Origin of the sequence: Streptomyces sp. HB132 (assembly GCF_016909575.1) — a bacterium.
GTDB lineage: Bacteria > Actinomycetota > Actinomycetes > Streptomycetales > Streptomycetaceae > Streptomyces.
In genome coordinates this window covers 85,086-107,074 of sequence record NZ_JAFBGA010000010.1, presented here as the reverse complement: position 1 = coordinate 107,074, position 21,989 = coordinate 85,086, and the positions used below count along the sequence as shown (strand labels likewise).

The 21,989-nt window shown below is 70.6% G+C and carries 22 protein-coding genes; 14 read left to right on the top strand and 8 right to left on the bottom strand.

Annotated elements, in window-relative coordinates; genetic code table 11:
* Positions 1–54: 54 nt before the first annotated feature.
* The 3 genes from JOC24_RS22300 to JOC24_RS22290 form a co-directional block, all read right to left on the bottom strand.
* Positions 55–1,503 carry an exo-alpha-sialidase gene (locus tag JOC24_RS22300; RefSeq protein ID WP_205022134.1) on the bottom strand — a complete coding sequence of 483 codons (1,449 nt, stop codon included), beginning with the start codon at positions 1,501–1,503 and terminating at the stop codon, positions 55–57.
* 154 nt (positions 1,504–1,657) lie between these two features.
* On the bottom strand, positions 1,658–2,662 hold the full coding sequence (locus JOC24_RS22295) for an acetylxylan esterase (RefSeq protein ID WP_205022133.1): 1,005 nt from the start codon (positions 2,660–2,662) through the stop codon (positions 1,658–1,660).
* Between the two features lie 168 nt (positions 2,663–2,830).
* Entirely contained in the window at positions 2,831–3,562 is a 732-nt protein-coding gene (locus JOC24_RS22290; RefSeq protein WP_205022132.1) for a FadR/GntR family transcriptional regulator, read from the bottom strand.
* Between the two features lie 170 nt (positions 3,563–3,732).
* Here JOC24_RS22290 and JOC24_RS22285 point away from each other — a divergent pair, with 170 nt between their 5' ends.
* From JOC24_RS22285 to JOC24_RS22265, 5 genes are all read left to right on the top strand, one after another.
* The gene (locus tag JOC24_RS22285; RefSeq protein ID WP_205022131.1) at positions 3,733–5,328 is read left to right on the top strand and encodes an ABC transporter substrate-binding protein; all 1,596 of its coding nucleotides are present in this window, start codon (positions 3,733–3,735) and stop codon (positions 5,326–5,328) included.
* A gap of 72 nt (positions 5,329–5,400) precedes the next feature.
* On the top strand, positions 5,401–6,351 hold the full coding sequence (locus tag JOC24_RS22280) for an ABC transporter permease (protein ID WP_205022130.1): 951 nt from the start codon (positions 5,401–5,403) through the stop codon (positions 6,349–6,351).
* A gap of 1 nt (position 6,352) precedes the next feature.
* Positions 6,353–8,326, top strand: a complete 1,974-nt coding sequence (locus JOC24_RS22275) for a dipeptide/oligopeptide/nickel ABC transporter permease/ATP-binding protein (RefSeq protein ID WP_205022129.1) — start codon at positions 6,353–6,355, stop codon at positions 8,324–8,326.
* A complete protein-coding gene (locus JOC24_RS22270) occupies positions 8,323–9,333 on the top strand; it encodes an oligopeptide/dipeptide ABC transporter ATP-binding protein (protein WP_205022128.1) in 1,011 nt (336 codons plus the stop codon). Before JOC24_RS22275 ends, JOC24_RS22270 begins: the two co-directional genes overlap by 4 nt.
* The gene (locus JOC24_RS22265; protein WP_205022127.1) at positions 9,330–10,262 is read left to right on the top strand and encodes a dihydrodipicolinate synthase family protein; all 933 of its coding nucleotides are present in this window, start codon (positions 9,330–9,332) and stop codon (positions 10,260–10,262) included. Before JOC24_RS22270 ends, JOC24_RS22265 begins: the two co-directional genes overlap by 4 nt.
* Before the next feature lie 87 nt (positions 10,263–10,349).
* Here JOC24_RS22265 and JOC24_RS22260 read toward each other — a convergent pair whose 3' ends face one another.
* Entirely contained in the window at positions 10,350–11,108 is a 759-nt protein-coding gene (locus tag JOC24_RS22260; protein ID WP_205022126.1) for a chaplin, read from the bottom strand.
* Between the two features lie 276 nt (positions 11,109–11,384).
* Between JOC24_RS22260 and JOC24_RS22255 the strand changes: the two genes are divergently transcribed.
* The 6 genes from JOC24_RS22255 (at position 11,385) to JOC24_RS22230 (ending at position 14,326) form a co-directional block, all read left to right on the top strand.
* Complete coding sequence (locus JOC24_RS22255; protein WP_205022125.1) at positions 11,385–11,786, top strand: rodlin; 402 nt, start codon at positions 11,385–11,387, stop codon at positions 11,784–11,786.
* Positions 11,787–12,007: 221 nt separating this feature from the next.
* Positions 12,008–12,241 carry a chaplin gene (locus JOC24_RS22250; protein WP_205022124.1) on the top strand — a complete coding sequence of 78 codons (234 nt, stop codon included), beginning with the start codon at positions 12,008–12,010 and terminating at the stop codon, positions 12,239–12,241.
* Positions 12,242–12,415: 174 nt separating this feature from the next.
* The gene (locus JOC24_RS22245) at positions 12,416–12,718 is read left to right on the top strand and encodes a hypothetical protein (protein ID WP_205022123.1); all 303 of its coding nucleotides are present in this window, start codon (positions 12,416–12,418) and stop codon (positions 12,716–12,718) included.
* Between the two features lie 178 nt (positions 12,719–12,896).
* A complete protein-coding gene (locus JOC24_RS22240) occupies positions 12,897–13,307 on the top strand; it encodes a rodlin (protein ID WP_205022122.1) in 411 nt (136 codons plus the stop codon).
* Between the two features lie 269 nt (positions 13,308–13,576).
* Positions 13,577–13,801: a hypothetical protein gene (locus JOC24_RS22235; protein ID WP_205022121.1), complete on the top strand. Its 225-nt coding sequence runs from the start codon at positions 13,577–13,579 to the stop codon at positions 13,799–13,801.
* A gap of 117 nt (positions 13,802–13,918) precedes the next feature.
* Positions 13,919–14,326, top strand: a complete 408-nt coding sequence (locus tag JOC24_RS22230; protein ID WP_205022120.1) for a rodlin — start codon at positions 13,919–13,921, stop codon at positions 14,324–14,326.
* 151 nt (positions 14,327–14,477) lie between these two features.
* On the opposite strand, the gene JOC24_RS22225 is transcribed toward JOC24_RS22230, so the two are convergent.
* Complete coding sequence (locus JOC24_RS22225) at positions 14,478–14,978, bottom strand: DUF5949 family protein (protein ID WP_205022119.1); 501 nt, start codon at positions 14,976–14,978, stop codon at positions 14,478–14,480.
* Positions 14,979–15,296: 318 nt separating this feature from the next.
* Here JOC24_RS22225 and rsgA point away from each other — a divergent pair, with 318 nt between their 5' ends.
* Positions 15,297–16,451, top strand: coding sequence for a ribosome small subunit-dependent GTPase A (gene rsgA, locus JOC24_RS22220; protein ID WP_205022118.1), 1,155 nt, complete (start codon positions 15,297–15,299; stop codon positions 16,449–16,451).
* A gap of 52 nt (positions 16,452–16,503) precedes the next feature.
* Here the strand turns inward: rsgA and JOC24_RS22215 are convergent, their stop codons facing one another.
* Both JOC24_RS22215 and JOC24_RS22210 read right to left on the bottom strand, forming a co-directional pair.
* Positions 16,504–16,986, bottom strand: a complete 483-nt coding sequence (locus JOC24_RS22215; protein WP_205022117.1) for a DUF456 domain-containing protein — start codon at positions 16,984–16,986, stop codon at positions 16,504–16,506.
* A 93-nt stretch (positions 16,987–17,079) separates the two neighbouring features.
* Positions 17,080–18,066, bottom strand: coding sequence for a helix-turn-helix transcriptional regulator (locus JOC24_RS22210; RefSeq protein ID WP_205022116.1), 987 nt, complete (start codon positions 18,064–18,066; stop codon positions 17,080–17,082).
* Positions 18,067–18,373: 307 nt separating this feature from the next.
* On the opposite strand from JOC24_RS22210, the gene JOC24_RS22205 reads away from it, so the two are divergent.
* Both JOC24_RS22205 and JOC24_RS22200 read left to right on the top strand, forming a co-directional pair.
* Positions 18,374–19,699, top strand: coding sequence for a protein phosphatase 2C domain-containing protein (locus JOC24_RS22205; protein ID WP_205022115.1), 1,326 nt, complete (start codon positions 18,374–18,376; stop codon positions 19,697–19,699).
* 60 nt (positions 19,700–19,759) lie between these two features.
* Complete coding sequence (locus JOC24_RS22200) at positions 19,760–21,502, top strand: pyruvate dehydrogenase (protein ID WP_205022114.1); 1,743 nt, start codon at positions 19,760–19,762, stop codon at positions 21,500–21,502.
* A gap of 33 nt (positions 21,503–21,535) precedes the next feature.
* Here JOC24_RS22200 and JOC24_RS22195 read toward each other — a convergent pair whose 3' ends face one another.
* Entirely contained in the window at positions 21,536–21,925 is a 390-nt protein-coding gene (locus JOC24_RS22195) for a barstar family protein (RefSeq protein ID WP_205022113.1), read from the bottom strand.
* Positions 21,926–21,989: the final 64 nt, after the last annotated feature.

Genomic DNA, 21,989 nt, shown 5'->3' with positions numbered 1-21,989 from the left:
GTCGCAGCCGAATGCGTGCGACGAGGGGAGCAACACCTCCCTCGTGGCGGGGCGTTACGGGGTCACGGTCACCGTCCGGCTGCCGGCTGCCTGCTTGCCGTCGGCCCGGTAGGTCGCGGTGAGCTTGTGGTCGCCGGAGGCTCCGGCCGGGATCGTGACCGGGACCTTGACGTTCGCGCCCTCACCCGGCCGGAGCGCCGGGAACGCCACCTGCGAGGTCGTCCAGCCCGAGGGCACGGTCAGACCGAGCGTGCCCGCCGAGCGCTTCACGTCCATCCGGTTGACGACCCGGACCGTGACCTCCGCGCCGGCACCCGCCTTCATCGTGGCCGGCGGGGTGAGGGTGATGTCCGCGCAGGTGCCGCCGAGCCACTGGAGGTCGAAGGAGGAGTAGGTGATGTTCCTGTAGTCGTCCCGCTCGTGGAGCAGACCCAGCCGGCCGTCCGGCAGCCGCGTCAGCGTCGAGTACGCGGCGCTCCCGGGATCGACGACCTTCCGGATCGGCCAGGTCCTCCCGTTGTCGCAGGACATCTTCACCGTGAGGTTGCTCCGGGAGGAGGTGCTCTCCGTGTTGCTGAACAGCAGCCACGAGGACTTGGGGTCGGGGGCGGCGACGTCCGGGGCGTAGCGGATGACCGAGCCGTTGTTCGCCGGGTCCGGCAGGTCGGTGTCCTGGGTGAACGGCGTGTAGTTGACCCCGCCGTCGGTGGAGTAGGCGATCGTCCGGTAGGGCGCGGAGCGGTTGTTGAGCATGATCCGTCCGTCGCTCAGCTCGACCGTCTTGTTCTCGTCGCCGCCCGGGCCCACCGGGTTGCCCATGCGCCACGTGTCGCCGTGGTCGTCGCTGTACGCGCTGACCGCGTAGTTGGCGCCGCTGTTCCGGATCGCGTACTGCTGGATCAGTCTCCCCTTGTACGTGCCGTTGCGCACCTGGATGCCCTCGCCGGAGGCCGCGAACATGCCGCCCCAGGCCGGGTTCTTGATCTGCCGGGTGATGCGGCGGTGCGTCCAAGTCACCCCGTCGTCGTCCGAGTAGCTGTAGTCGGCCTGGAGGACGTTCGGGTCGGTCTCGTCGTTGCCCGTGGCCGAACCGAGGAAGCCCTGGTTCACGGAGGCGGCGTAGAAGACGAAGATCCGGCCCGTGGTGCGGTCCACCAGCAGGCTCGGGTCACCGAAGCCCTTCGGCGCGGCCTCCTTGCGGACCACCTGCTGCGCCTGCCAGGTCGCCCCGCCGTCGGTGCTGCGCCGCAGCACGACCCCCAGGTTGCCGGGCAGGTCGCCGAGCGTGGGGCGGGAGTCGTAGGCGGCCAGGAGGGTGCCCTTGACGGAGGTGGTCAGCGCGGGGATGCGGTAGTAGGGGGATCCGGCCCCCTGGGTCGCGATGTCCTGGGAGGTGAGTTCCCCGGCCCCGGCCGCGACGGTGGGGGCGCCGTGGACGGTACCGGCCGCGGTGGCCACCAGGACGGCGGCCGACAGCATGGCGAAGGTGACTCTGCGCTGCATGAACGGTCTCTCTTCTCGTGAGGGGGAGAGGTACGGAGATGGAGCGGAGCGCTCGGCGCGATCGGCCGGCGCGTCAGGGGGGGGGGGCGGGCGGGGCGCGCACCCGGCTGCGGGTGCCCAGGCGCGGAGACGTCCGCGAACAGAGCTTCCGGGGTCAGGAGGGGGCGGTACGCCCGGCCGGGAGGTCGGCGAACAGGGCGTGCACCCAGGCCAGTTGCTCCGCCCGGTGGTACGCGGTGCCGCCCTCGTGCCCGTTGAACTCGTAGACACGCAGATCTTTTGGGCCCGCGTAGTGGTTGTAGGCGGTGAAACAGGTGGAGGGCGGGCAGATCTCGTCCATCATCGCGATGGAGAACAGGGCGGGCGCGGTCGCCCGGGTGGCGTGGTGTGCCGCGTCGAAGTACGACAGGGTGCGGAAAACCGTCTCGGCGCGGTCGCGGTAGAGCCGGAGGTAGGCGGCGATCTCGGTGTACGGCGGCGCTCCGGAGATCCGTGCGCCCCGGGCGATGTTGCACAGGAACGGCACGTCCGGCATCACCCCGGCCAGCCCCTCCACCAGCCCGGACACGGCCAGCGCGATGCCGCCGCCCTGGCTCACCCCGGTCACCACCACGCGGGCCGGATCGACCTCGGGATGCTCACGCATCGCCTCCACGCACCGGACCGCGTCGGTGAACACCCGCCGGTAGTAGTACGTCTCGGGGCTCTCGACACCCCGGGTGAGGAACCCCGGCACCGCCCCGGCCGCTCCCGGATCGGTGTCCGCGGTGACGCCGCCCGCCGCCGACCACCCCTGTCCCCGGGTGTCCATCACCAGGTGCGCGTATCCGGCGCAGACCCACATCAGCTCCTCGTGCGCGAGACCCCTGCCGCGCCCGTACCCGAGGAACTCGACGACACAGCCCAGCGGTTCGGTGGCGCCGACGGGCATGTGCAGCCAGCCGCGCACCGGGCGACCGCCGTACCCCGGAACGCTCACGTCGTACGTACGGATGCGAGGCAGCCCGCAGTCGACCTCCCTGTACCGGGGCTTGCCCGCGGCGTCGCCGAGAGGGGCCTCGCCCAGAGTGCCGGACCAGAAGGCGTCGAAGCCGCCGGGCAGCGGGAGCACGGGCCGGTAGGCGCGGCATTCGTCGAGCGGGAGATCGGCCGACGGCATGGCTGTGCCCTCCTGGCGTAAGGGAAGCGGCTGGACAGCAGACGTCAGATGTCCTGCTGGCAAACTGGACCCTAGGGAGCGCTGTGGCCGGACGTCAAGGGTGTGCCGGGGGTGGCATCTCCCGCCCCGGACGCCCCGGCGGCGGGGCGGGAGGCGGGACGCGCGCGGTCAGGTCTGGCCCTCCCCGCGCGACCTGGCCTCGGCGATCCGCCGCCTGACGGGCGCGTAGTGCTCGTCGAGCGCCTTCAGGAACGCGGTGACGTCGCCCGCCCGGGCGGCGTCCACGATGTTCTGGTGGGCGGCGATCGTCGCCGTCTCGTCGGCGTGCGTGAACCCGTCCAGGTGGGGTGCGACGATCGTGTAGACGTCCCAGAAGGCCATCGAGAGCTGGCCGATCAGGTCGTTGCCCAAGGGGGCCACGAGCAGCGCGTGGAACGCGCGGTCCGCGGCGACGAAGCCGTGCCCCTCGCCCGAACCGGTGGCGCGCATGGTCGCCACCAGGTCCTCCAGGCCGTCGAGCTGCTCGGTGCTGAGCGAGTAGATGATCCTGTCGGCCATGCCGCGTTCGAACAGCTCACGCACGTCGACGAGGTCGGCCATCACCTGGAAGTCGTCGTCGGGGGAGAGCAGGCCGCGGAAGGTGAGGCTCTCCACCAGGGCGGACAGGCTCAGCCGGCCGACGTACGTCCCGTGGCCGTGCCGCACCTCGACGATGTCGAGGGCGGCGAGGATCTTGACGGCCTCCCGAACACTGGAACGGCTGGCTCCGAGCGCCTCGCACAGCGCCGGCTCCGTCGGGAGCGGGTCCCCGGGGCGCAGCCGCTCGTCGAGGATGTAGCGCTTGATGCCCTCGACCACTTCCTGCCGCAACAGGGTGCGACCGGGTCGCGTGCCGGACATATGTGAACTCCCCACCTCTTGACCCCTCTCGATTGTCAAGCTACGTTCCCACGCTATCAAGGCATCAGACATCTGACGTCTGATGCTCGATCGGTTCCCGGCATCCCGACAGCCGTCGAAAACGGTCGCTTTCCACCTGTTCCGAGACCCCAACGTCCCTTGGAGGACCCGTGCCCGAGCTGAGGCCAGCCGGCGTCGAGCGCCGCACCTTCCTGCGTTACACCAGTGCCATCGGCGCGGCCGCAGCCATCACGGCAGGTCTTTCCGCGTGCGGCGGGCCCTCCTCGACCGCGGACGGCGCGGCAGGCAAGGGTGACGGCAACGGCACCATCGAGGCCGGTCTGTCGTACCCGTTGTCGACCGGCTTCGACCCGATGATCACCTCCGGTGCCACGCCGTACGCGGCCAACATGCACATCTTCGAAGGCCTGGTCGATCTCGACCCGGCGACGCTCGTGGCGCGTCCCACCCTCGCCACCGAGATGCCGAAGAAGATCAACGCCACCACCTACCGGGCCACCCTCCGGGAGGGCGCGACCTTCCACGACGGCTCACCGGTCACCGCCGAGGACGTCGTCTTCAGCTTCGAACGCATCCTGGACCCGAAGAACTCGTCGTTGATGGCGCAGTTCGTGCCCTTCATCGACACGATCACCGCCGTCGACACCAGGACGGTCGAGTTCAAGCTCAAGTACGCCTTCGCGCTCTTCCCCTCCCGCATCGCCGTCGCGCGCATCGTGCCGAAGAAGATCGTCGAGGCCGACGTCAAGGGATTCGACGCGAAGCCCGTCGGCTCGGGGCCCTACAGGTTCGTCGAGGCCACGCGCGAGGACAAGATCGTCTTCGCGGAGTACGACAAGTACAACGGCCCCCACCCGGCCAAGGCCAAGAAGATGATCTGGCGCCTGATGTCGGACCAGTCGGCCCGCGTCAGCGCCATGGAGTCGGGCCGCGTCCAGGCCATCGAGGACGTCCCGTACATCGACGTCAAAAGGCTCTCCGCCACGACGAGGACCGAGTCCGTGCAGTCCTTCGGGCTCCTCTTCCTCATGTTCGACACCACCGACAAGAGGTTCGCCGACAAGCGGGTCCGCCAGGCACTGCACTACGCGCTGGACACCGAGAAGATCATCTCCACCGCGATGGTCGGCAACGCGGCGGCCGCGACCGGGTACGTCCCCTCGACCCACCCCGACCACCACAAGGCCGCCACCGTCTACACCTACGACGTGGCCAAGGCGAAGGAGCTGCTCACCGAAGCCGGCGTGGACAAGCTCAAGTTCACCGTCCTGACCACCGACACCGGATGGGTCAAGGACATCGCCCCGCTGCTCAAGGAGAGCTGGGCGGCCGCCGGCATCGAGGCCACCCTGAACATCGCCCAGTCCCCGGCCCAGTGGGCCAAGGTCGACGCGGGGGACTTCGAGGTCATGGTCGCCCCCGGCGACCCCTCGGTGTTCGGTAACGACGTGGACCTCCTGATGCGCTGGTTCTACTACGGCTTCTGGCCGGAGAAGCGCTACGGCTGGTCAGGGACCGCCGAGTACAAGCAGGTCAAGCAGCTCCTCGACAAGGCCGCCCAGGCCGCCGACGAGGCCACGCGCAAGCAGCTGTGGGGGCAGATCACCGACATCGTGGCGGAGGAGGCGGCGCTCTACCCGATCCTCCACCGCAAGCTGCCCACCGCCTGGAACGAGAAGGCGCTGCCCGGCTTCGAGCCGCTGCCCACCACGGGCCTGTCCTTCGTGGACGTCAGCCGCGCCTGACGACCACGCCCGGTCCGGGCCGCCCTCCGGCGGCCCGGACCAGCCGTCCGCCCAATCGCAAGGAACCCGACGATGGTTGCTTTTCTCCGGCTCGCGCTGCGCCGCGTCGCGATGATGCCGGTGATGATCCTCGGCATCGCGCTGCTGGTCTTCGTGGTGCTGCAGTTCTCGCCGGTCGACCCGGCCTTCAACGCGCTCGGGGAGAGCGCCACCCCAGAGGCCCGCGCGGCCTTCGCCGAGGCCAACGGGCTCGACGACCCGCTGCCCGTACGCTACTTCGACTTCCTCGGCCAGTTGCTCCACTTCGACCTGGGGATGACCGTCCCGCCGAGCCAGCCCGTGATCGACCGGATCACCGCGGCCTTCCCGCTCACCCTCCAGCTCACCTTCCTCGGCCTGCTCCTCGCCGTCGCCCTCGCCGTCGTCGGCGGAGTCCTCGGCGCGATGTACCGCGACCGCTGGCCCGACCAGCTGTTCCGGATCCTGTCCATGGCCGGGGTCGCCGTCCCGTCGTTCTGGCTCGGCGTCCTGCTCATCCAGCAGTTCGCCCTGAACACCCGGATCTTCCCGACCGGCGGATACACCAACCCCGCCGACTCCCTCGGCGGCTGGCTCACCACCATGGTCCTGCCGGCCGTCTCGCTCGCGGTGCCCGTCGCGGCCTCGCTGGCCCGGCTCGTCCGCACCTCCATGGTCGCCGAGCTCGACCGCGACTACGTCCGCACCGCACAGGGCAACGGCCTCCCGGTCCTCCTGGTGGTCCGCTCGGTACTGCGCAACGCGCTCGTCACCCCGCTCACCGTGCTCGGGGTCAAGGTCGGCTACCTGCTCAGCGGAGCCGTCGTCATCGAAGCGATCTTCGACCTGCCCGGCATGGGCAAACTCATCCTCGAAGGTGTCACCGGCGGCGACGTCGCCCTGGTCCAGGGCACCGTACTGACCATCGCCATCACCTTCCTGGTGGTCAACGTCATCGTCGACCTGCTCTACCTGCTGGTCAACCCGCGCATCAGGACGGTGTGACATGTTCGCCACGGGCCGTTCGGCCACCACCCTCTCCCGACCGGGCATCGCCTTCCGCGCCCTCCCGGTCACCTCCCGCATCGCCCTCGGTGTACTCGTCGTCGTCGTACTCGGCGCCGTACTCGCCCCCCTGCTCACCCAGGACCCGCTGACCACCGGCACCCCCGTCCAGGCCCCGAGCGGCGACCACTGGTTCGGCACCGACCGCGCGGGACGCGACGTCTTCGCCCGCGTGGTGCACGGCTCGCGCTACTCGCTGGTCATCGGTCTCGGCGCGACCGCCGCCGCCCTGGTCGCCGGCTCGGTCCTCGGATCCCTCGCCGCCACCACGCGCAGGCTCGGCGACGAATCCGTCATGCGCACCCTCGACATCGTCATGTCCTTCCCGCCGATCGCGCTCGCCGCCGTCCTCGTCGCCGTGTTCGGCACCAGCGTCCCGGTGATCATCTTCACCATCGCCTTCGTCTACACGCCCTCGCTCGCCCGCGTCGTACGCGCCAACGTCCTCGCCCAGTACGGGGAGGACTACGTCGCCGCCGAGAAGGTCATCGGGGCCCGCCGCGGCTACATCGTGCTCCGCCACGTCGCCGTCAACTGCATGGCCCCGGTCATGGTGTTCGCGACCGTCATGGTCGCCGAGGCCATCATCTTCGAGGCCAGCCTCTCCTTCATCGGCGCCGGAGTGCAGGACCCCGACCCCAGCTGGGGCAGCGTCCTCGCCTACGGGCGGCAGATCCTCCTCGCCGGCGGCTGGTGGGCCACCTTCTTCCCCGGCCTCGCCCTGCTGATCACCGTCCTCGCGCTCAACATCCTCTCCGAGGGCCTCACCGACGCCTCCGCCGCGCCGAAGGGCCGTAGCGCCGTCAAGGGTTCCGCCACCACCACGGCACCGGACCCGGTCGAGGCCGCCTCCACCGTCGACATCGACGCCGCCCTCGCCGAGCTCGCCCGGCACATCCACGCCACCGGCACCGTCGTCACCCCGGTACCCGAGGACGCCGACGAACTCCTCGTCGTACGCGACCTGGCCATCCGGTTCCCGGACCGCTACGGCGACATCCCCGTCGTCGACCGTCTGAACTTCACCGTCCACGAGGGAGAGACCCTCGGTCTGGTCGGCGAGTCCGGGTGCGGCAAGTCGATCACCAGCCTCGCGGTCATGGGGCTCCTCGCCCGCAACGCCGAGGTCAGCGGCGAGATCCTCTACCGCGGCCAGGACCTGCTGAAGCTCCCGCCGAAGGAACGCCGCGCTCTGATGGGGCCAGAGATCGCGATGGTCTACCAGGACGCGCTCTCCTCCCTCAACCCGTCCGTACTCGTCGGCACCCAGCTGCGGCAGCTCACCTCGCGCGGCGGCACGAAGACGCCGGCCGAACTACTCGAACTCGTCGGCCTCGCACCGGAACGCACCCTGAGGAGCTACCCGCACGAGCTCTCCGGCGGCCAGCGCCAGCGCGTCCTCATCGCCATGGCCCTGTCCCGCAGCCCCCGCCTCCTGATCGCGGACGAACCGACCACCGCCCTCGACGTCACCGTCCAGGCCCAGATCGTCGAGCTCCTCATCAGGCTCCGCGACGAACTCGGCTTCGCCATGGTGCTGGTCTCCCATGACCTCGCCCTCGTCGGTGACCTCTCGCACCGGGTCGCCGTGATGTACGCGGGCCGCCTCGCGGAGGTCGGCGACACCCGCTCGGTCCTCACCGACCCGGTCCACCACTACAGCCGGGGCCTCCTCGGCTCCGTCGTCTCGCTGGAGGCGGGCGCCGACCGGCTGCACCAGATCCGCGGAGTCGTCCCCGCACCCCAGGGCTTCGGCGAGGGATGCCGCTTCGCGGGACGCTGCGCCTTCGCGAGCGAAGTCTGCCGAGGCACGGCACCGGCGCTCACGGACCGCGGCACCACGAAGGACCACGGCTTCGCCTGCCACCACCCGGCCGGAACCTTGGCACAACAGCTGGAAGGGAGCGCCCTGTGATCAGGCTCGACGGTGTCCACGTACGCCACAAGGCACGCAGCGGAGGACTCTTCAGCCGCGACGCCGTCCACGCACTCACCGACGCGACACTCGAGGTCCGACGCGGCGAGATCGTGGGACTGGTCGGCGAGTCCGGCTGCGGCAAGTCCACGCTCGCGCGCGTGCTGACCGGTCTGCAGAAACCCACGGAGGGAGAGGTCCTCTTCCACGGCAGGGACCTCTGGGCGATGCCGGGCGCCCAGCGGCGCAACGACTTCGGATCGGCTGTGGGCGTCGTCTTCCAGGACCCCTCCACCGCCCTGAACCCGCGCCTCACGGTCCGCCAGATCCTCCGTGACCCCCTGGACGTGCACCGGCGCGGCACCCGGGAGTCCCGCGAGGCCCGCGTCGAGGAACTGCTCGGCCTGGTCGGTCTGCCCGGCCACACCCTCGCAGCCCTGCCCGGACAGCTCTCCGGCGGCCAGCGGCAGCGGGTCGCGATCGCCCGAGCCCTGGCACTCGAACCGGAACTGATCGTCGCAGACGAGCCCACCTCAGCACTCGACGTCTCCGTACGCGCCCAGGTCCTCAACCTCCTCGTCGACCTGCGTGAACGCCTGGGCCTCGGCATGGTGTTCATCTCGCACGACATCCAGACCGTGCGCTACCTGGCCGACCGCATCGCCGTCCTCTACCTCGGCCGCATCGTCGAGGAGGGCCGGGCCGCCGACGTCGCACAGGCCCCCAGGCACCCCTACACCAAGGCGCTGCTCTCCGCCACGCCCAGCCTGCTTGAGGCGACGGACCGGGTCGTGCTCACCGGCCCGGTACCCTCCGCCACCAACCCGCCGCCCGGCTGCCCCTTCACCACCCGCTGCTGGAAGGCCGGTGAGGCGTGCGCCACGGCCTTCCCGGCGGATACCTCCGGACCCGGCGGACACCGCTGGCACTGCGTCCACCCCCAACCCGCAACACCGTCGCCGGCCGGGGGCCCGATCCCCGTACAGCCCGCAAGGAGCACCGCATGACCACCTCCACCACCTACTCCGGAGTCATCCCGCCCGTAGTCACCCCCCTCACCGCGGACGGCGAACTGGACACGGCCTCCCTGGAACGGGTCGTCGGCCACCTCCTCGACGGGGGCGTCAGCGGACTCTTCGCCCTCGGCAGCTCCGGCGAGACCGCCTACCTGACGCCGGCCGAGCAGGACGAGGTCATCAAGGTGATCACCTCGGCCGCGGCGGGCCGGGTGCCGGTCCTCGTCGGCGCCATCGAGACCACCACCAACCGGGCGATCGAGCGGGCTCGCGCCGCGGCCGGTCTCGGCGCCGACGCGGTCGTCGCCACCGCCCCCTTCTACACCCGCACCCATCCCACGGAGATCGACCGCCACTTCCGGGACATCGCGGCAGCCGTGGACGTTCCGCTCCTCGCGTACGACGTGCCGGTGTGCGTCCACAGCAAGCTCGACCCGGAGATGCTGCTCGCACTGGCCGCCGACGGGGTGCTCGCCGGTGTGAAGGACTCCAGCGGGGACGACGGAGCCTTCCGCCGACTGGCCATCGGCGCGCGGGCGCTCCCGGGCTTCTCGGTCCTGACCGGTCACGAACTGGTGGTCGACGCGATGATGCTGAGCGGGGCGGACGGGTCGGTGCCCGGCCTCGGCAACGTGGACCCGCACGGCTACGTGCGGCTCCACGAGGCCGCCCTACGGGGGGACTGGGCCGCCGCGACGGCCGAACAGGACCGTCTCGTCGGGCTGTTCGACATCGTCGGAGCCGCCGCACCGGGTACCGCATCGGCGACGGCGGCGGGGCTGGGCGCCTTCAAGACTGCCCTGATGCTGCGCGGAGTCATCGCGACCAACGTGATGAGCCCGCCGATGCGCAGGCTGGACGCGGCGGAGACGAGCGCGATCGCCGCGCACCTGGACCGGGCGGGCCTGTCCCGCGCCTGACACGCTTTCCCGCACCTGCCCCGCCCACGCGGAAGGGCCGCCCCGCAGCATCTGCGCTGCGCGGCGGCCCTTGCGTACTGTGCGGAACTAGTTGCGCGAACCGCGGGTGCGGCGCATCAGCACCGCGCCCCCCAGCAGCAGCCCCGCGCTCGCACCGGCGGCCAGGCCGATGTCGGCGGCACCGGTCTGGGCCAGCTGCGTGTCAGGCGTGTTCGGGCCGGGGTTACCGGCCGGCGGCTCCTCGACGGGCGGCTTGGAGGTCGGCGGGGTGACGGTCGGCGGCTCCTCGGTGGGGGGCTCCTCGGTCGGCGGGGTGACCGTCGGCGGCTCCTCGGTGGGAGGCTTCACCGGCGGGTTGCCGTGGTCGTAACCGTCCTCGTTGGCGCAGGAGTTGCCGAACGCGGGGTTCAGTGCGCCGACGACATCGACGCTGTTGCCGCAGGCGTTCACCGGGACGTGCACCGGAGCCTGCACCAGGTTGCCGGAGAGAACGCCCGGGGAACCGACCGCCTTGCCGTCGGCGCTCGCGCCGGAGCCCTTGTGGCCCCGGCCTTCGCCGCGCTCGTCGCCGTACGCGTCGTCGTCGCCGTGCCTGTCGTTCGAGCTGACGTTGGCGCAGGCGTTGCCGAAGGCCGGGTTCAGCAGGGCGATCACGTTCACGGTGTTGCCGCAGAGGTTGACCGGGACGTGCACCGGGACCTGCACTGCGTTGCCCGAGCCGACACCGGGCGAATTGGCGGCGACCCCGTCGGCCGAGGAGTCGGCGTGCGCGTAACCGCCGGCGGCGGTCAGGATGCCCGACGCCGCCGCCATGACGATCATGCTTTTGTTCAGAACCTGTCGCATTACATGCCCTTCTCCGGGAAATTCGCGTGGGCGGTGACCCTGATGGCGGTCATTCCATCGACGCGGACGACTTCCTAACGACGCGAGGGTTGCGGGGGAAACTTGGAGATCGGTGGAAATTGTGTAACCACCCGAAAGGGTCACGTACGGGTGTTCGCCGCGAGTCGGTTGCGAGCATTCGGGTGAACGGGGGAAACCAAACGGCCGGTGCCGAGTTGATCAGGGCGCTCCGCTGCGGGGCACTCGGTACGACACTCGGTATGAGAAGGATTCATCGTGATCAAGAAGGTTCTGGCTACGGGCGCCGTCGCCGCCTCCATCCTCGGCCTCTCGGCGTCCAGCGCCATGGCGATCGGCGACGACACGGGTACGACGTCGATCAACGGCAACGGTGCCGAGGCCGCGTACGGCAACAGCTCCACCAAGGGCGACCAGAGCCCGCAGCTCAGCCTCGTGCAGGGCTCACTGAACAAGCCCTGCATCGCCCTGCCGGTCAAGGCCAACCTGGCTTCCCTCGCGCATCTGGCCAAGATCGCGGTCCAGGACGTCAACGTCCTGTCCAACCCGCAGAACCAGCAGTGCGCGGACAACTCCACCCAGGCCAAGGGTGACGAGCCGCTCTCGCACATCCTTTCGGACATTCCGGTTCTCTCCGGCAACGGTGCGGGCAACCGCTGACCGAGCCCCACCGTCCGGTCCGGGCCGCCGATACTCCTCCATCGTGCGGCCCGGACCTGCAGCATTCGGGCGGTTTTCCGGAAAACGGCTGTCAAGGTGTTCCGATGCCGCCCATGAATCGCTACGGATGACAACTCCGGAGTCACGGGCGCATTCAGACAACCGCCCGTGCGGCACGAAAGACGTGTCCGTCCAGGACTCCGCTGCAGAAAGGGACGAACGTGAAGTACACCAAGGTTGCCGCCGTCGCCGCCGGAACCCTGCTGGCGCTGGGTGCCGCTTCCCCGGCCATGGCCGACTCCGGCGCCGGTGCCGTTTCCGCCCACTCCCCGGGGTTCCTGTCCGGCAACGTCGTGCAGGCCCCGATCCACATCCCGATCAACATCTGCGGTAACACCGTGAGCATCATCGGTGCGCTCAACCCGGCGTTCGGCAACTTCTGCGTCAACCGCTGACCCCTGCCGATCGAGCCGACAGCTCGTCATGAGAAGGCCCTGGAGCCCAAGTGGCGCTCCAGGGCCTTCTTTGCCGTGCACGGGAAATCCTGTCGCTCCCAGTTTCCCCGTGCGCCGCTTGACCGTTGTCCATGGCAAAGGCGGCGGATGCCGCCGGAGAAGGGATTTGGGAAAGTGAAGTACGCGAAGACCGTAGCCCTCGTCGCAGGTTCCGTGGCCGCTCTCGGGGCGGCCGCTCCCGCTGTGGCCGCGACCACCCCGACAGCCCCCCGGATCAGTCTCACCGGGGGCGTGAACGAACTGACCTCCACGGTGCCGACGGTCCCTGACCAGGTGGTGAACCCGTTGGTGGACGCGGTCGGGGAAACCGCGGGCCAGGTCCGGGAGGACGGCACGGTCAGCAGGTCGGCGAAGACGGTCACCGGCGTCGCCGAGGGGGCCGGCCCGCTGATCGGTGGGCTGCCGCTCGGCGGCTGAACCGCGGCGCCACCCTCTCGTGTCGCGTCGATTCGCCGTGCGGAGTCCGGGTGCGGGGCGCTGATCACCGGCCCGGGGAATCGTTCGAGTGAAGTGGCGCAACCCAAACCGCCCGGACGGAGTTGTTCAGTTCGCTCCGGACAGGCGGGCAACAGAGAAATTCCAGAAGGGCACGTTCATGATGAAGAAGATTCTGGCGTCCGCGGCAGTCGCCGCCTCCGTCGCAGGTGTTTCCGCCGCCGCGGCCCCCTCGGCCATGGCGATCGGCAACGACACCGGCACGACGTCGGTCAACGGCAACGGCTCCGACCAGTACTACGGCAACAGCAGCACCCACGGCGACATGAGCCCGCAGATCGGCCTGATCCAGGGCTCCTTCAACAAGCCCTGCATCGCCCTGCCGGCGAAGGCCAACGTGGGCTCGCTCCTCGGGCTCGTCCCGGTCTCCATCCAGGACATCAACGTTCTGTCCTCCCCGCAGAACCAGCAGTGCACCGAGAACTCCACCCAGGCCAAGGGTGACGAGGCGCTGTCGCACATCCTCAACGACATCCCGCTGCTCTCCGGCAACGGCGCGGGCAACAACTGACACCACGCGACTCCGGCACCCCCTGTGCCCCTCCCGGCCAGGGTGCACCGTTGCACGCCTAGTCGTAGTTCGTGAAGACGCGTGGGGCCGCTCCGTCCGAGACGCCACCGACCGTTGGTCGGCCGCCCGGACGGGGCGGCCCCACGCGTCTGTCCGACGCGTCCGGACCTTCCGCCGGTCTGCCCGTCGGGTAGCCCGATAGTGCGGGAATTGGGCCGGTTGCCCCAGTCGCGGCCGACGCCCCGCGGGCGTCCGGGTAGGTGCGCCTCATGGACCCGTACGACAGTCATCACGCGTCCGGCCGCGACCGGTTGCCGGAGAGTTCCACGCCCATCTACGACCGGCTGCTCGCCGAATGGCGGGACGCGGAACGGCGCGACGCCGGGCCGGGCCGGACGGGCGCGTCGTCCGGCCCGCCGGCTGCCCCCGGTTCAGGGCGAGGCCGGGAAGTCGTCTTCGTCCCCGCCGCCCGCGCGGAGGCGAGCGGCGGGTAACGGCCCCGTGGTCCCGGAACCGGATCAGACTCGTTCGAGTGGTGTAGCGGAACTAAAACCTCCGCTTGAGGTTACTCAGTACGTTCCACAACGGGACGCTCCGAAAGGTGAAGCGCAATGAAGAAGATTATGGCCGGCGCCGCTGTGGCTGTGTCCCTCCTCGGTCTGTCCGCCGCCGCGGCTCCCTCGGCGATGGCGATCGGTGACGACCACGGCACCACGACCGTCAACGGCAACGGTGCCGAGTCCGAGTACGGCAACAGCTCCACCAAGGGCGACCAGAGCCCGCAGCTCAGCCTCGTGCAGGGCTCGCTGAACAAGCCCTGCATCGCTCTGCCGGTGAAGGCCAACGTCGGTTCGCTGATCGGTCTCGTTCCGATCGCGGTCCAGGACGTCAATGTCCTGTCCAACCCGCAGAACCAGCAGTGTGCGGACAACTCCACCCAGGCCAAGGGTGACGAGCCGCTCTCGCACATCCTGAGTGACATCCCGGTGCTTTCGGGCAACGGCGTCGGCAACAACTGACACCACTGAGTGCGGGCGGCCCGGGGCGTATCGCCCTGGACCGCCCGCACTCCGCTGTGAGGTCCGAGGTCCCTCGTCCCCTCGCACGGCGATGCCCACCACTCCACGGGGGTGGTGGGCATCGCCGTGCGGAAGGGGAGCGCGGGCCGGATCAGCCCAGGCTGCGCACCGGCATGAGGCAGTGGGCGGAGGTCCTGATGATCTCGGGGTCGCCAACGAAGGACCTCAGCAGCTCCTCGGAGACCGGCTGTCCGGGGACGGCCACCGGCCACGGGCGGGTGGCGAACATCCCGTGCACCTTGCCCTCCGACAGCGCCACGTCCAGCCACTCGCGCGGCACGGTGTACTGCGCCTTGAAGTGAGGCATCGTCAGGACGGCCTGTCCGGCCTGGACGAGCAGCTTGACGGGAAGGTTCGGCAGGTCCGAGGCGTCCAGCGTCTCGCCTCCCACCCGCAGTCCGCTGCGCTGCAGCGCCGTGTGCATGGCGCTCGCGCCGACCTCCGGCCCGTCCGGGCCGTCGCCGAGCGAATAGGTGAGCAGGAAGGCGGTCTCACGTCCTGTTCCGGGGTTCGACCCGCTCCAGCCGATCAGGATCTGTGTGCCCAACTGGGCCGGTGAATAAGGGGCGGTGGCGGCTTTGGGTGAGGTCATGTCCGGCACACTAACGGCCCGAGACCGGTCCTTGTGTACGCGTATCACCTGTTCGGGTATATCTCTTCCAAGTCGCCCCAATCCGCCGTGCGGGCGCCGTTTCCCGGAAAACCTGTTGACGGTCCGGGGAGCCGCCGGACTAGGGTGTGCGCAGTTCGAGGAACCAGGAGGTGAGGACATTGATGACTGTCGTTGCGGTGGGCACTGCCCACGACCCGAAGCGCATCGTTCCCACCCCTGCGGCTGCCGGCTGACCTTCATCCTTTCCCTCCGCGCCTGAACGCGCGGTGCCGGGGCCGCCCTTGTGAAGGGTTTCCCTTGTCTTTCTCCATTTCCCAGGCTTCGGCTCCGTCGCACCCGCTGGCCCTGTACGGCTGGGACGACGCGTGGGCCGCCACCTTCGCCCCGTACGCCGAGCAGGGACTCCTGCCGGGGCGCGTGGTGCGGGTGGACCGCGGTCGGTGCGACGTCGTCACCGCGGACGGCGTCGTCAGGGCGGACACGGCGTTCGTGGTGCCCCGTGACCCGATGCGGATCGTCTGTACGGGCGACTGGGTGGCCGTCGACCCCGGCGGCGACCCGCAGTTCGTCCGTACGCTCCTGCCCCGTCGCACCGCCTTCGTACGCTCGACGTCGTCGCAGCGCTCCGAGGGGCAGGTGCTCGCCACCAACATCGATCACATCGTCATCTGCGTCTCTCTCGCGGTCGAGCTGGACCTGGGGCGGCTGGAACGGTTCCTGGCGCTGGCCATGTCCAGCACCGCCGGCGCCGCCCTGCTCGGCGACGGCGCCCGGTCCGCGGGTCACGAGGCGCACCCGGTCGTGCTGCTGACCAAGTCCGACCTGGTCCCGGACGTGGCCGTCCTGTCCCACCTCGTCGAGGACATCGAGCGCAGCGCGCCCGGGGTGCAGGTGCTCCCGGTCAGCTCCGCCACGGGCGAGGGCGTCGACGTGTTCGGCGCGATCGTCGGCGGTGGTACGAGCGTGCTGCTCGGGACCTCCGGCGCCGGCAAGTCGACCCTCGCCAACGCTCTGCTCGGCGAGGACGTGATGCACGTCCAGGAAGCGCGCGAGGTGGACGGCAAGGGGCGGCACACCACCACGACGCGCAACCTCCTCGTGATGCCGGGGGGCGGTGTCCTCATCGACACCCCCGGGCTGCGGGGGGTGGGTCTCTGGGACGCGGAGGCCGGAGTCGGCCAGGTCTTCTCGGAGATCGAAGCCCTGGCGCGACAGTGCCGCTTCCACGACTGCGCCCACGAGTCCGAGCCCGGCTGTGCCGTGCTCGGCGCGATCGAGGACGGGGCGCTGTCCGAGCGGCGTCTCGACAGCTACCGCAAGCTGCTCCGCGAGAACCACCGCATCGCGGCGAAGACGGACGCCCGGCTGCGCACCGAGACCCGGCGCGAGTGGAAGCGGAGGGGAGCGGAGGGCCGGGCCGCCATGGAGATGAAGCGGGGCAGGACGCGCTGACGGGTACGGCCGGGAGGTCCCGGACGGCGGCAGCCGCCCGGGACCCTGGTCCTCAGCCCCAGATGACCGCGCCCAGCCACGCCCCGACCGCCAGAAGGCAGCAGAAGAGCTCCACGAGCACCGAGTACCCCGTCGCCCGCATCACCGACCTGAGAGAGGTCCAGCCCGCCGCGCGGCTGCCGAGACGCAGGCGTTCCGCGCCGTACACCGCGCCCACGTATCCCAGGACCCCGCCCACCACCGGCACCACGAAGAAGCCGACGATGGCCGCGATCCCGCCGGCCATGAGCGTCTTGCGCGGCGCTCCCGACTCCCGGGGGCGCCGCGAGGGCAGCACAGCCTTCAGCGCCTGGTTCAGCAGCAGCAGGCACGTCGCGCCGATCAGTACACCCCAGGCGACCGGGGTCGGGTCCGTCAGCGCCCACCACAGCACCGCGGCCCAGACGATCGCCTGCCCCGGCACACCCGGCACCAGCACGCCGACCAGGCCGAGCAGCATCACCGCCCCCACGGCAACGAGCTGCCACACACTCATTCGACCAGCGTGCAGGAGTACGCCGGGTCCCGCCCGTCAGCACGGGCCCCCCGAGCGGGCGGAGCCGCAGGCCGGAGGACAGGGAGCGGAAGGTCAGCGTGGCGCGCGGGCCACCCAGCCACGTTCGTACGCGTGCCAGCCGAGCTGTAGACGGGTGGTGACCCCGGTGAGCTCCATGAGCCCCTTCACCCGCCGCTGCACGGTCCGCAGCCCCAGGTCCAGCTGCTTCGCCACGCTCGCGTCGGTCAGACCGGCGAGCAACAGCGAGAGGATCTCCAGATCGGTCGGATCCGCACCCGGACCGCTCTCCTCGCAGATGCCGCTCCCGCCGAGCCGCAGCGGCATCGCGTCCCGCCACACCGCCTCGAAAAGGCCCATCAGGGACTCCAGCAGCCCGCTGGCGTGGATCACCAGGGCGGCAGGCTCGGCTCCCCGGCCGGTCAGCGGCACCATGGCCAGCGTGCCGTCGGCCACCACCAGCTTCGTCGGTACCCGGTCGACCACCCGGCACTGTTCGTCGCGGCTCAGCGCCGCCGACAGCTCCACGATCCCGGACGGCAGCGAGAGCACGTCGCGCTCGACCACCACGCGATAGGACACCCCCCGCATCGCCGCTCTTTCCTCGGACTCGTTCTCCATCCCCGTGACCGCGATCGGCTTGCCCGTCACCAGCGCGCAGACCTCGGACGAGGCCCCCAACTGGAGCTGATGGAACCGGTGGGCGACCGCGCTCGCGCCCGTCACCACCTCCACCAGGTCGTGCACCGCGGGTTCGGCCGCCTGGGCCCGGTACTCCTCGGCGAGCAGGGCCGAGGCCAGCTCCGCCTGTTCCAGCTCATGGCGCTGCTGGGTCAGCAGGGCGCCCAGCGCGACCCCGGGAGGCGCGGCGACCCAGCGGTCCGCCCGCGACGACGACTGGGCCACGAGCCCCTGCTGTTCCAGCAGGCGCAGAGCCCGTTCGGTGTCCGCCTCCGGCAGGGCCAGCCGACGCGCGAGTCCGGTCAGCTCCGCGGCACCCACCGCGAGCAGTGCCCGGTAGGCCGCTTCCTGTCTCTCGTCGAGACCTATCGCTGACAGCATGCTCGGCCCTCCCCGGATCGTGCTCGCGCGTTCCCGCGCCCGTCGGACGGAAATGCGCAGTGGCGGAAAACGGCCACGGCGCAAACCCGCCGGGCTCATCATGCCCCGTAGCACCCGTCTCTCTGACAATCTGTCGCCACCGCGGTAACGACCGCCCTTCGGGCGGCGGGCCGATCACACGGACCGGCCCGCCGGACGACCTTCCCGTGGGGGGTGGGGACGTCCGGCGGGTCACCCCGCGGTGCCGAATCCGGGCCACTTTGCGGATGACCCGTTTCGTACGCCCCGAGCGGTCGACACTATGTTCATGAGCCAGCAGGGGGAGAAGCCCGCCGCCCAAGAGGACCACTGGTGGCGCAGGCTGTACGACGAGACCGCGCCGGACACCGGGCCGGGCAGTGCGGCCGACAGTCTCGACGACCGCTTCGACTCGGTGTCGGACGCCGTGACCGGTCCGGACGCCGGCCGGTCGGACCCTCCGGTCGCCGTGGTGCCGCTGCCCGATCCGCGCTCCCCGGAAGCGGACCGGGCCATGAAACCGCCGCTCCCGCGTACCGTGCCGGCCGGCCGCGCCCCCTGGGAGCCCCCTGCCGGGCCCTCCCGTCCGCAGACCTTCGCGGCGCCGCCCGCCACGCCTCCACCCCCGGAGCCACCGGCCACGGCGGTCACACCCGAGCCGCCCGCGCGCCCGGTCGTCGGTCACATCGGGGACCGGCCCCCCACCTACGACGCCGATCCCGCCGCCCTGCCGGAATCCGGCCCCGACGACATCGACGGCCTCGTCCCCGACACCGTCCTCGACGGCGCCCGGTACGGGACGTACACCCTGCGGGCCGCGTCCGTGCGCGGGGACTCCGCGCGCTTCCGCGGTGAGCCGCGGCGGGACGCCCTGCTCACCGCACGCTTCGGCACCGGGGACAGCGCCCTGGTCCTGGTCGCGGTGGCCGGCGGAGCCCGGGACGCGGGACAGGCACGCCTCGCCGCCGTCGACGCCTGTCGCTGGATCGGCGGAGCCGTCGCCCGCAGCCACGCCCGGCTCTCCGACGACATACGGGAGGGCCGCAGAGGTGACCTCAGGTCCGGGCTGCACCGTCTCACCGACCGCACCTGCGGCAGGCTGCGTGCCCGCGCAGCGGAGCTCGGCCTCGAAGCGTCCGCGTACAGCACCGGGCTGCGCTGTCTGCTGCTGTCAGCCGACCCGGAGTGCCGCACCCGCGTCTTCTTCGGCGTCGGGCCGGGCGGACTCTTCCGCCTCCGTGACGGGGTCTGGCAGGACCTCGACCCCGTGCTCCCCCCGGCCGGCGGCGTCGCGGGCGAGCAGAGCCCGGACGGGGACCGCCTGACGATGGACCTGCAGATCACCACTGCGCACGCCCCGTACGCCGGGAGCGCTCCGCCCCCGCCCGCGGAGCCCTTCCGCTTCCGTGCCTCCGTCGCCCGGCCGGGGGACACGCTGCTGCTCTGCGGAAGTGGCCTGGCCGAACCGATGCGCGGTGAGCCGGAGCTCGCCGCAGAGCTCGCCCGGCGCTGGGCCGGCGGCCCGCCGGGGCTGCCCGCCTACCTGGCGGACACCCAGCTCAGGACCAGGGGGTACGCCGACGACCGTACGGGCGCCGCGGTCTGGGAGGCGTAACCCGGCACGCCGTGGGTTGATGGAGACACGGACAGCCGGAGGCAGAGAGGGTGCTCACCCATGGCCAAGCAGAACGTGTCGGAACAGTTCGTCGACATCCTCGTGCGGGCGGGGGTCAAACGGCTGTACGGCGTCGTCGGTGACAGCCTCAACCCCGTCGTCGACGCCATCCGGCGTCATGCCGCCGTCGAGTGGGTCCAGGTCAGGCACGAGGAGACCGCCGCGTTCGCGGCCGGTGCCGAGGCCCAGATCACCGGCACCCTCGCCGCCTGTGCCGGATCCTGCGGTCCCGGCAACCTGCACCTCATCAACGGCCTGTACGACGCCCACCGCTCCATGGCACCGGTGCTGGCCCTCGCCTCGCACATCCCGTCGAGCGAGATCGGCCTCGGCTACTTCCAGGAGACCCATCCCGAGCTGCTCTTCCAGGAGTGCAGCCACTACAACGAGATGATCTCCAACCCCCAGCAGATGCCGCGGCTGCTCCAGACGGCGATCCAGCACGCGATCGGCCGCGGTGGGGTCAGCGTCGTGTCGATGCCCGGTGACATCGCCTCGCAGCCGGCTCCCGAGAAGTCGATCGAGCACGCCCTGGTCACCTCGCGGCCCACGGTGAGGCCCGGCGACGAGGAGATCGACAAGCTCTGCGCCATGATCGACCAGGCCAAACGGGTGACGCTGTTCTGCGGCAGTGGAACAGCGGGCGCGCACGCCGAGGTCATGGAGTTCGCCGAGCGTGTGAAGGCCCCGGTCGGCCACGCGCTGCGCGGCAAGGAGTGGATCCAGTACGACAACCCGTACGACGTGGGAATGAGCGGGCTGCTCGGCTACGGCGCCGCCTACGAGGCCACCAACGAGTGCGACCTGCTGATCCTGCTGGGCACCGACTTCCCGTACAACGCGTTCCTCCCGACCGACGTGAAGATCGTCCAGGTCGACGTGCGCCCCGAGCGCCTGGGCCGGCGTTCCAAGCTCGATCTCGCCGTCTGGGGCGACGTGCGTGAGACGCTGCGCTGTCTGACCCCGCGGGTGAAGGTCAAGACCGACCGCAAGTTCCTCGACCGGATGCTGAAGAAGCACGCCGACGCGCTGGAGGGCGTGGTCAAGGCCTACACCCGCAAGGTCGAGAAGCACGTCCCGATCCACCCGGAGTACGTCGCCTCGGTGCTCGACGAGATCGCCGACAAGGACGCGGTGTTCACCGTCGACACCGGCATGTGCAATGTGTGGGCCGCCCGCTATCTCACGCCCAACGGCAGGCGACGGGTGATCGGTTCCTTCAGCCACGGCTCGATGGCGAACGCGCTGCCCCAGGCGATCGGGGCGCAGTTCACCGACCGGAACCGGCAGGTCGTGTCGATGTCCGGCGACGGCGGATTCACCATGCTGATGGGCGACTTCCTCACGCTCGTCCAGTACAACCTGCCGGTGAAGGTCGTGCTGTTCAACAACTCCTCCCTCGGCATGGTCGAACTGGAGATGCTGGTGGCGGGACTGCCCTCGTTCGGCACGACCAACAAGAATCCCGACTTCGCGGCGATCGCGCGGGCCGCGGGGGCCTACGGGGTCCGGGTGGAGAAGCCCAAGCAGCTGGAGGGCGCGCTCAAGGAGGCCTTCAAGCACAGGGGGCCGGCACTCGTCGATGTGGTCACCGATCCGAACGCCCTCTCCATCCCGCCGAAGATCAGCGCCGACATGGTCACCGGCTTCGCGCTCTCCGCCAGCAAGATCGTGCTGGACGGCGGAGTGGGGCGGATGCTCCAGATGGCCCGCTCCAACCTCCGTAACGTGCCGCGGCCCTGAGCGGGGCCGGCGGTGCCGGGCGGTCGTACGGGCTCACGTCAGCCGTAGCGTTCCCGGCCGGGTCCGCTCCCGGATGATCTCGACCAGCTGGTCGAAGAGCGTCGGACCGCGGCCCGCCCGGGCTTCGGCCAGTTCCCGCTCGACGCGCGCCCTGTTGGTGGGGTGCACCCGCGGGAGCAGTCGCTCCAGCCGGCGGGCTGTCTCCTCGTGGCCCAGAGCGAGGGCGGAGCGTGTGTGGTCGCGCCACTCGACGACGAAGTCGCCGTCCTCCGGGGTGCCGAAACCACCGCTGAGGCAGTCGGCGAAGGAGTCGAGGTTGCGGCCGAAGAAGCCACCGGGGCCGTTCACCGCCTCGCCGACCACATCCCAGAAGCTGTCCAGGCCGGTGATCCCGGAGCCGTCGATCACATAGGTCACGGTCATGCGTGGAGCGTACAAGCGCGTCTCTCCGAACGCCGGTCCGACGGCTTGCCCGAAGGCCGGTCCG